At 67.7% G+C, this 8,056-nt stretch carries 8 protein-coding genes and 1 tRNA gene; 3 read left to right on the forward strand and 6 right to left on the reverse strand.

What is annotated here, in order from left to right:
* From ACODRZ_RS22730 to ACODRZ_RS22745, 4 genes are all read right to left on the reverse strand, one after another.
* Positions 1 to 972: an AAA family ATPase gene (locus ACODRZ_RS22730; RefSeq protein ID WP_488972584.1), complete on the reverse strand. Its 972-nt coding sequence runs from the start codon at positions 970 to 972 to the stop codon at positions 1 to 3.
* Complete coding sequence (locus ACODRZ_RS22735; protein WP_488972583.1) at positions 969 to 2,288, reverse strand: DUF4350 domain-containing protein; 1,320 nt, start codon at positions 2,286 to 2,288, stop codon at positions 969 to 971. Before ACODRZ_RS22735 ends, ACODRZ_RS22730 begins: the two co-directional genes overlap by 4 nt.
* Positions 2,285 to 2,950 (reverse strand): hypothetical protein, encoded by a 666-nt coding sequence (locus tag ACODRZ_RS22740; protein ID WP_488972582.1) that lies wholly within the window; start codon positions 2,948 to 2,950, stop codon positions 2,285 to 2,287. Before ACODRZ_RS22740 ends, ACODRZ_RS22735 begins: the two co-directional genes overlap by 4 nt.
* Positions 2,951 to 3,145: 195 nt before the next feature.
* Positions 3,146 to 4,045 (reverse strand): prephenate dehydratase, encoded by a 900-nt coding sequence (locus ACODRZ_RS22745; RefSeq protein WP_488972581.1) that lies wholly within the window; start codon positions 4,043 to 4,045, stop codon positions 3,146 to 3,148.
* A gap of 135 nt (positions 4,046 to 4,180) precedes the next feature.
* Between ACODRZ_RS22745 and ACODRZ_RS22750 the strand changes: the two genes are divergently transcribed.
* A complete protein-coding gene (locus ACODRZ_RS22750) occupies positions 4,181 to 4,792 on the forward strand; it encodes a c-type cytochrome (protein WP_488972580.1) in 612 nt (203 codons plus the stop codon).
* 726 nt (positions 4,793 to 5,518) lie between these two features.
* Here ACODRZ_RS22750 and ACODRZ_RS22755 read toward each other — a convergent pair.
* Both ACODRZ_RS22755 and ACODRZ_RS22760 read right to left on the reverse strand, forming a co-directional pair.
* Positions 5,519 to 6,199: an RlmE family RNA methyltransferase gene (locus tag ACODRZ_RS22755; protein WP_488972579.1), complete on the reverse strand. Its 681-nt coding sequence runs from the start codon at positions 6,197 to 6,199 to the stop codon at positions 5,519 to 5,521.
* Positions 6,196 to 7,557 (reverse strand): Ppx/GppA phosphatase family protein, encoded by a 1,362-nt coding sequence (locus ACODRZ_RS22760; protein WP_488972578.1) that lies wholly within the window; start codon positions 7,555 to 7,557, stop codon positions 6,196 to 6,198. The genes ACODRZ_RS22755 and ACODRZ_RS22760 overlap by 4 nt, the downstream gene beginning before the upstream one ends.
* Positions 7,558 to 7,711: 154 nt before the next feature.
* Between ACODRZ_RS22760 and ACODRZ_RS22765 the strand changes: the two genes are divergently transcribed.
* Positions 7,712 to 7,785, forward strand: a tRNA-Gln gene (locus tag ACODRZ_RS22765).
* 173 nt (positions 7,786 to 7,958) lie between these two features.
* The coding region (locus ACODRZ_RS22770; protein WP_488986244.1) for a DUF6538 domain-containing protein at positions 7,959 to 8,056 on the forward strand (98 nt) is incomplete at its 3' end.

Raw genomic sequence — 8,056 nt, forward strand, 5'->3', positions numbered from 1 at the left:
TCAGCGCGGCGCTTCGGTCTGCTCGACCAGTTGGGCGACCAGCGCCTCGACCTGCTTGCCCTCGATCTCGGCCGCCGGGCTGAGCAGCAGGCGGTGGCGCAGCACCGAAGTCGCCAGCGCCTTCACATCGTCGGGCACCACGTAGTCGCGCCCATCGAGCGCGGCGCGGGCGCGGGCGGCACCGGCCAGCAACACGGCGGCGCGGGGGGAGGCACCGCTCGACAGGTCCGCAGACTCGCGCGTCGCGCGCACGAGGCGCACGATGTAGTCGGTCACGCTGTCCGCCAGCTTCACCGAGGCCACCGCCCGCGTCACCGCTTCCAGCTGCGCGGGGGTCGTGACCGTGACGATGCCCACATCCGCCGGTGTCGGCGCACCGCGATTCTCGCCGTAGCGCGCGACGATGGCGCGCTCTTCCTCGGCGCTGGGATAATCGACCAGCACCTTGAACAGGAAGCGGTCGAGCTGCGCCTCGGGCAGCGGGTAGACGCCCTGGCTCTCGATCGGGTTCTGCGTGGCGACCACCGTGAAGTGCGGCGGCAGCGGGTGCGCGGTGCCGTCCAGCGTCACGCGGCGCTCCTGCATCGCTTCGAGCAGCGCCGCCTGCGTCTTGGGCGGGGTGCGGTTGATCTCGTCGGCCAGCAGCAGGTCGCAGAAGATCGGGCCGTGCGTCAGGGTGAACTGGCTGGTCTGGAAGTTGAACAGGTTGGAGCCGAGAATGTCGCCCGGCATCAAGTCCGGCGTGAACTGGATGCGCCCGAAGTCCAGCCCCAGCGTCGCCGCGAAGCACTGCGCAAGGAACGTCTTGGCGGTGCCCGGAGGTCCTTCCAGCAGCACATGGCCGCGCGCCATCAGCGCGATCAGCAGGTGCTCGATCGTCTCGGCCTGCCCGATCACGCCCTTGCCCACTTCGGCGCGGATCGCCTGCGCGAGCGCGCCTACTTGTGCGATATCGGGTGCAGTCTCGGTCATCGGGTCAGCGTCCTTTCGAGCGCGTGGAGATCGCGCGCGGCCTTGAGGAGATCGTGCGAACGCCCGGCCGCATGGAGGCGGGCGGCGATCACGGAGAAGGGCTCACCATCAGCCCCGCGCGTGGCAAGCGCCCGGTCGATGGCGGCGTCGGTGTGCTCGGCATCCACGCCGCGCGGCAGGGCCAGCGCCGCGACCAGCCGTTCCCGCGCGCGGTCGGCGTAAGGCGGGCCGAGCAGGTGGAAACGGCGCGTACGGCGCACCAGCCCGGCGGCATTGCTCACCAGCGCGCGCTTGCCGAAGGCGATGGCCCGCTCGGGCATCAGCGGCGGCCCGAAGCGCAGGAACGCGCGCCAGCCCACCGCCACCGCCGCCAGCAACAGGCACAGCGTCGCGGCAAGGAACGGCGGCGTGAAGGCGAGCGTCAGCAGGTTCTGCGCATGGCCGTAGCCGGGCAGGGTCATGTCGAACACGACAGCGCCGCCCGGCCTGACCCCGGTGGCGCGCACCAGAGCCTCGGCCAGCTGCGCGCTCTCGATCCGGGCCATCCCGTAGTTGTCGAGGAGGTCCGGCTCGAACACCATGACCACCGGATAGCGGCCCTCGTCGTAGTCCTCGCCCTCGATATAGTGCTGGCCGTCCTGCGCCATCGCGTCAAGGGCGTCGTAGCGGCCACCGTCGTCCATGAAGCCCGCCAGCACCAGCTTGCCGTCGCGGCTGACGACCAGCGGCACCAGCCCCTCGCCCTTGCCCGCCTGCACGGTGCCGGTCGGCAGCGTCCCGGAAATCCCGTCGGCGCGCCAGCCCGCTTGCGCCTTGGGCACGGTATCGCCGCTCAGCGTCAGTTCGTCAAGGAAGCCCGGCCAGTCGAGCGTGGTTTCGCCGCCGAGGCGTACCCAGCCCTTCTTCGCCTTGTCGCGCTGCTCGCGGATCGGCGGCATCGGCTGCCACTTGGGCGCGATCACCAGCGTCGGCCCGATCGAGCGCCGGGCGCTGACGATCTTGTCGATCTCCTTGCCCTTGATGATCGCGGGCGGGGTAAGCACCAGAAGTCCCGGCCTTTTGAGTGCCGCAGGATTGCGCGTCGCCTCGACCGCGAAGCCGCGCCGTTCGAGGTAGTCGGCCATCGCCGCATAGCCGTTGAGGCCCTTGCCCTCCGCATGCGCCTTGCCGTCGTTGGCGGTGCCCATGCCGATACCGGTGCCGATCATCCACAGCAGCGCCACGAACAGCAGCGCGCCGAGAACCACGATCGCCAGCACCGCCCAGAGCGAGAACGGATTGGCGCCGACTGCGACGCCTTTCGCCTTCGCGTTCATGCCCGCAGCTCGATTTGCGCGAACTGCGCATAAGCGGTGCGGGCGGCGGTCCAGTCCTGCGCGTCGAGGTCCCGCAGCGCGAACAGCGCCCGCTCGACCCGTCCGGCGATCACGGCGAAGGCACTGCGGCCGCTTTCGGGCAGCATCGGCAGCACGGCGATCTCGCGCGCGGTGCTCGCGGGATGGAGCCAGTCGGGCCAGGCGTCTGAAATCTGGCGCACGCTGCGCCGGAGCAGCAGATGCGCGGCCTCTCCATAGCGACCCTGCGCGGCGAGGTTGTCGGCGTCTTCCAAAAGCGCCACCGCCTCGGCCTGCGTCGGAGTCCAGTGGACCTCCTCCAGCTTCGGACGGCGGCTGCGCCAGGCGTCGAGGCTAGGCTCGATCAGCAGGCGCCAGAGGATGAACAGCGCCAGCGCCGCCGCTGCGGCGATGAGAATCCACTGGAACACCGGCCACGACATGCCGAGCAGCTTGCCGATCGGCGCGAAGATCGCCTCCAGCAGGCGGCCGAGCGCTTTCAGCCATTCGGGAATGTCGGTGGGGGGAACGGGTTTGGGGTCGGGGAGCGGCGTGAACTGGATGTCCGCCGCGTCGCGCACGGCCTTCCAGTCCCGCGCCGCGTCTGCGGCCGAACCCGCTTCAGTGCCCCCGCCAATCGTCACGCCTAGCACGATTGCATGGCGGGAAGTGCGGCGCAAGCGGTTGAAAGCGCTCGTCGTGTCGGGGAAAGACCCCCTCCGTCAGTCGCGGCGCGACTGCCACCTCCCCATCGCTGCGCGACGGGGAGGAACAGGCAAATCCTCCCCGTTCCGCAGGAATGGGGAGAGGGACCGCCCGCGTAGCGGGTGGTGGAGGGGTCAGCCCCGCTTGCGCGCCTGCTCGTAGGTCCCCAGCGGGCGCACGTACTTGCAGTGGAACGCCAACTCCTGCAGCGCCGAATCGATGCGCGCCTCGCCGGGGGCGCCTTCGATGTCGGCGTAGAACGTCGTCGCCGCGAAGCTGGCGCCGATCTGGTAGCTTTCCAGCTTGGTCATGTTGACGCCGTTGGTCGCGAAACCGCCCAGCGCCTTGTAGAGCGCCGCCGCGATGTTCTTCACCTCGAAGATGAAGGTCGTCATCGCCTGCGTGCCCTTGAGGTCGAACGGATCGAGCGGCTCACGCGCCAGCACCACGAAGCGGGTGGTATTGTCCGAGGCGTCCTCCACCCGATCCTCCACGATCTCGAGACCGTAGAGTTCTGCGGCCAGCTTCGGCGCGATCGCGCAGGCTTCGGGGTCGCCCTGTTCGCGCACCAGCGCCGCTGCACCGGCGGTGTCGGCATAGGCCATCGGCACGATGCCCCGCTCACGCAGGTAATGGCGCGACTGGCCGAGCGCCTGCGGGTGGCTGTAGGCCGCCGAAAACGGGCCTTTCGCGCCGGGCAGCGCCATCAGTGCGTGGCTGATCGGGGTGAAATGCTCGCCGACGATCGACAGGCCGCTCTCGGGCAACAGGAAGTGGATGTCGGCGACGCGGCCGTGCTGCGAATTCTCGATCGGGATGATCGCGCGGTCGGCCCGGCCCTCCTTCACCGCGTCCAGCGCATCCTCGAACGAGAAGCACGGCAGCGGCAGGCAACGGGCATCGTATTCGAGCGCGGCGCGGTGGCCGTTGCAGCCCGGCGCGCCCTGAAACGCGACGGCGCGCGCCGGCTGTGCCTGGGCGGCGGCCTCCATATCGGCGACGAGGGCGATGGCGGGCTGGGGATAAGCATGCATGACGTGCGCGCGATTAGGCGGCCCCAGCCCCAAGCGCAATGGCCGAATTCCGTATCGGCACTTGCGCTGGATCAAGGCGGACATTAATGCCCGAAGCCAACAGGATGAGTGAATAATCACCGCGGGGCATGCTGAATGGACGATCGTTTCAATACTATCGCCGGTTGGACTCTTTTTTCGGGCATCGTCGGCCTGGGACTGACGATCGCCAGTTCGATGTATTTTCAGGCTGACAAGCATCACGCGCCGGAGACTGCAGGCTATGCTGTCGAAGGCGTCGCCGAGGAAGGCGCAGGCGGCGGCGATCCGCCGATCGCCACGCTGCTCGCCAGCGCCGACGTGGCCAAGGGCCAGGCGACTTTCGCCAAGTGCACGTCGTGCCATACGATCAATGCGGGCGGCGCCAACGGCATCGGCCCGAACCTGCACGGCGTGGTGGGCGAGGCGATCGGCAAGGGCGTCGGCGGCTTCGCGTTCTCCGACGCGCTCAAGAGCAAGGGCGGCAACTGGTCGTTCGATGCCCTCAACGACTGGCTCAAGAGCCCCAAGGCCTACGCGCCGGGCACCAAGATGACCTTCGCCGGACTTTCCAAGCCGGAAGACCGCGCCAACGTCATCGCCTATCTGAATTCACAGGGCTCGAACCTGCCGCTGCCCGCCGCTGACGCGGCCCCCGCAGCCGATGCCGCCGCAGCGCCCGCCGAGGGTGAGGCCGCGCCCGAGGCTTCCGAAGCGGCGGCGCAATAACCCGATCCGGCCCCTTTCAAGGGATCGCCGGTTGAAAACGGTCCGCTAGCGCCGCCGAGTCGCTAGCGGGCCGTTTTCGTCTTTGCGGGGCAAATTCCTCCCCGAGCTTGTCTCGGGGAGGAATTCGAAAACAAAGCCCGTCATCCCAGCGAAAGCTGGGACCGCTGGCCTGTTACGGCCACCTATCGCCGGGGCGCCCTGCCGAGAGTTGGGCTTTACGCGGCCAGCGGTCCCAGCTTTCGCTGGGATGACGATGTTGTGTGTGCGGCAAGGTCACACAAAAATACCCGCTGGCGAGTGCGGGCCATTACGCCGGGGGAAATCAACGCGAATTCCGAGAACATCGGGTCGGCGCCGGGAGCGTCCACACCGGGACGCGGGGGTTTGTTTTCCACCTGCTCTGACGAGCGGCCGGGTAGCGGTGGTCAGCCCGGCTCGACCTGGGTATTCCATCGGAGCCGTCCCGTATGACCGACGTTAGGGTTCGCGTCGTTGGCGGTCATGGGTCATCCGGGATAGCCTTCGCATTGTCTGTCCATGAGGACAAAGCGGTTCGAAGGACGTTTCCAGAGCCGAGAGGACGGTCCGGGTCTTCGTTGGGCGCGTGGTTTGCGCGATCGCGGCTTGAAACCGCATCCCGGCCCACGACGCCGACCCGATACACCTTTTCGGCGTGATCATCGCCGGATCGGATGCTGGGTCATATAACCTATTTGGCGATAAATGTCAAGCCTCGCCAGCTTCTCCGCGCCCCTTGAAGCCCTTGGCGATCACATACCACTCGGACGAATCCTTGCGGCTGGCAGGCGGCTTGGCGTGCTTGACGCTGGTGAAATGCTTCTTGAGCAGCGCAAGCAGTTGCGTATCCGTCCCCCCCGCCAGCACCTTGGCGAGGAACGTCCCGCCCGGCGCAAGGTACTGGATGGCGAAGTCCGCCGCCGTCTCGACCAGGCCCATGGTGCGCAGATGGTCGGTCTGCTTGTGGCCCACGGTATTGGCCGCCATGTCCGACATGACGAGGTCCGGCGCGCCCTCCAGCGCCCCGTCGAGCGCTGCAGGCGCTGCGTCCGCCATGAAGTCCATCTCGAAGATGGTGACGCCCTCGATCGGGTCGGTGGGCAGGAGGTCGATGCCGACGATCTTCGCCTTGGGCCGCTTGAGACGCAGCACCTGGCTCCACCCGCCCGGCGCGATGCCAAGGTCGACGGCGCGCTCGACGCCCTTGAACAGCTCGAATTTCTCGTCGAGTTCCAGCAGCTTGTAGGCAGCGCGGCTGCGATAGCCGTCCGCCTTCGCCTTCTTCACGTAAGGGTCGTTGAGCTGGCGCGTCAGCCAGCGCGCCGAACTGGTCGAACGCTTCTTGGCGGTCTTCAAGCGCTCGCCGGGATCGCGTCCTGAGCGGCTCATCGGGCGTGGACTGCGTTGCGGATGGTGTCGGTCATGTTTCGTATTCCAGATGCCGGGCCGGGCGAGTGCGAGGCGATGAGGCTGCGCAGGATGCCTTCGCGGATGCCGCGATCGGCGACGCCGAGGCGGGCCGCGGGCCAGAGGTCGAGGATGGCTTCGAGGATTGCGCAGCCGGCGACGACAAGGTCCGCCCGCTCGCGCCCGATGCAGTTGAGTTCGCGCCGCTCCTCGATCGCCATGGAGGACAGCCGCGAGCTGATCCCGCGCATCGATTCGGCAGGCACGATCAGCCCGTCGACCATGCGCCGGTCGTATTGCGGCAGTTCGAGATGCAGGCTGGCGAGGGTGGTGACGGTACCGCTGGTGCCGAGCAGGCGCAGCGGCCCGTCGTGGCTGGCGCTCTCGCGCGCCGGACCGACCCGTTTGGAGAAGGCGGAAAAGCTCTCCGCCACCAGGCTGTGCATGTGGCGATAGCGCTCCAGCCGTTCGGCCTGCGTGGTGCCTTCCGGCCCGCAGCTTTCGGTGAGCGAGACGACGCCCCAGGGCACGCTCTGCCAGTCGAGGATGCGCGGGACGGTGCCGGTGCTCTCGATCAGCACCAGTTCGGTCGAGCCGCCGCCGATGTCGAAGATCATCGCCGGGCCGAAGCCGTCCTCCAGCAGTACATGGCAGCCGAGCACCGCAAGGCGGGCTTCCTCGCGCGCCGAGATGATGTCGAGGTGGATGCCGGTTTCCTGGCGCACCCGCTCGATGAATTCCGGCCCGTTGCTCGCGCGGCGACACGCCTCAGTGGCCACCGAACGGGCCAGAAAGACGTTGCGCCGCATCAGCTTGTCCGCGCAGACGCGCAGCGCGGACAGCGTCCGCTCCATCGCCGCATCGGACAGGCGGCCGGATTGCGCGATCCCCTCCCCCAACCGCACGACACGGCTGAAGGCATCGATCACCGTGAAATTCTCGCCCGAAGGCCGGGCGATGAGCAGGCGGCAGTTGTTGGTGCCGAGATCGATCGCCGCATAGGCCTGGCGCCCCGAACCGGCAGGACCCGGCGATCCGGGCAACCCGGGTGACCCGGGCGCCATCGACGGAACCTTCCGAACCGGCTGCACGGGCGCCTTTGCGGGCGGTGCGGCTGTCTTGTCTGCGCTCGGCGCCTTGCCTGCCTCGGACCTGGCGGCGCTGCCCGACGGGCGCGCCTTCCCTTTGGCTTTCGTGCCGGGCGGCTGAGGGCTTTGCTGGGGGTTCGCCGGCGCCTTCGCCTTGCCCCTCCTGCCCTTGCGCCGCCGCGACGGACGACCCGTCACTTCGGCTTTTCCCGACACTTCGACTTTGGCAACCGGCGGATCGTGGTCCGCCATAAATTCGATACTCGTTCTAATGTCTTCCCGCCGATCGGGCGGGCACCTGACACCGATGCTAACGCCCCTCGCGCCAACGGGCAAGGCCCGCACTTTTTCCTGCATCAACCGGCTTGACCCGAATCACGACCGCCGCTAGTGGGGCGCCTCCCGATGCCCCGTCGTCTAATGGTAAGACTACGGATTCTGATTCCGTCTATCGAGGTTCGAATCCTCGCGGGGCATCCAATCTCTCCTACATCGCTGGAAAACCGAGCTTTTCAGAGCAGGATCGGTCTGCGTGTAGCACACTACAGTTGCACACGACGTCCCGTCCATCACCGGAAAGCCCCGGAAATCGTGGGAGAAACGGTGCTGCCGACTGTAGCACACCACTGTTGCACAAACGTTCGAATAGACGGTTGCCGGGACTATGGCGGCGGGGCACGATCTTTCAGTATCGCGTGAGGGTTCCTGCCGATGTCGCCACAGTGCTGGGCCGACGTCACATCAGTCGGTC

This window comes from Novosphingobium sp. FG90 (assembly GCF_057808725.1).